The 1,544-nt window shown below is 75.4% G+C and carries 1 protein-coding gene; it reads left to right on the plus strand.

What is annotated here, in order from left to right:
* On the plus strand, positions 1–1,504 hold a 1,504-nt coding region (locus ABZ371_RS32525; protein ID WP_358686522.1), incomplete at its 5' end, for a DUF4173 domain-containing protein.
* Between the last annotated feature and the right edge of the window lie 40 nt (positions 1,505–1,544).

Below are 1,544 nucleotides of genomic sequence, written 5' to 3' on the forward strand. Positions count from 1 at the left end.
GCTGGCCACGCTGCGCCCCCCGGCCCCGCCCGCGATCAGGGCCGCGACCCTGTGGTCGGTCCTCGCCACCGGTCTGCTGAGCGCCCTTCTGCTCGGCGACGGCCTCGGTCCCAACCTCCTGCTGGTGGCCCTGCCCGCGGCCCTGGCGGCGTTCTTCGCCGCCCGGGACGCGGGCCGCAGGCTACGGCCCTGGACCGCCGTCTGGGCGGCCGGCGGCCTCGCTCTGCTGGCCGTCCCGGCGATCCGGGAGGCGGGCTGGCCGGTCTTCCTCGCCGTCGTGTCCGCCCTCGCGCTCGGGTCGCTCGCGCTGCACGGCAGCCGCAGCTGGCCGGGGGTGCTCCTCGGCTCGCTCGGGCTGTTCCCGTCGGTCGCGGCCGGACTGCGCTGGGGCTGGCGAGGCGTACGCGACCGGGCCGACGACTCCCGCGGCCGGGTGCGCACCGCGGTGCGCGGTACGGCGGTGGCAATCGTCCTCCTCGTGGTCTTCGGCACCCTCTTCGCCAGTGCCGACGCCGCGTTCGCCGACCTGCTCGGCGTGCTCACCCCCGACCTCTCGGTCGGTGACAGCCCGTGGCGGGCCCTCCTCTTCGCGCTCGGGCTGGTCGGCGCGCTCGCGGCGGCCCACTCCGCTGCGGCCCCGGTGCGCTGGGACGGCGTCACCGTGCGGCCCGGGCGGGCCCGGAACAGGATGGAGTGGGCCCTTCCCCTGGTCGTGCTCAACCTGCTCTTCGCCGTCTTCATCGCCCTCCAGCTCGCGGTCCTGCTCGGCGGCTACGACAAGGTGATGGAGGAGACGGGGCTGCAGCCCGCCGCCTACGCGCGGCAGGGCTTCTGGCAACTGCTCTGGGCCACGCTCCTGACCCTGCTCGTCATCGGCCTGGCCCTGCGCTGGGCTCCGCGCGGCGGGCCGGGCGACCGCACGCTGGTGCGTGGCGTGCTCGGCTCCCTGTGCGTCCTCACCCTGGTCGTGGTGGCCTCCGCGCTGCGCCGCATGGACCTGTACGTCGAGGCCTTCGGACTGACGCGGCTCCGCATCTCCGTGGCCGCGGTGGAGCTCTGGCTGGGCGTCGTACTCGTCCTGATCATCGCGGCGGGTGTGTTCGGCGCGCGGCTGCTGCCGCGCGCCGTCGCCGTGAGCGCCGCGGCAGGGGTGCTCGTCTTCGGGCTGGTCTCGCCGGACGGGCTGATCGCGGAGCAGAACGTCCGGCGGCACGACGACGGCGGGACGATCGACATCGGCTATCTCCAGGGCCTCTCCGCCGATGCCGTGCCGGCGCTGGACAAGCTGCCGGAGCCGCTGCGCTCCTGTGCGCTGGAGGACATCGCCCGCTCACTGGCGGCCTCGCAGGCGCCGTGGTACGCCACGAGCTTCGGCGAGGCCAGGACCCGGGACATCCTGGAGAAGCGCGAGGTGAAGGACCACGGGGCCACCTGCTACGGGCTGGACGGCCACGAGGGCGGGCGGGGCGGCTCCGGCGAGGCGGACCCCTACGACCCGTACTGATCGAGCCGGGCGGGGTCAGGCGCGAGTCGTCGGAGCCGGG

The organism is Streptomyces sp. NPDC005899 (genome assembly GCF_040629645.1).
Classification (GTDB): Bacteria; Actinomycetota; Actinomycetes; order Streptomycetales; family Streptomycetaceae; genus Streptomyces.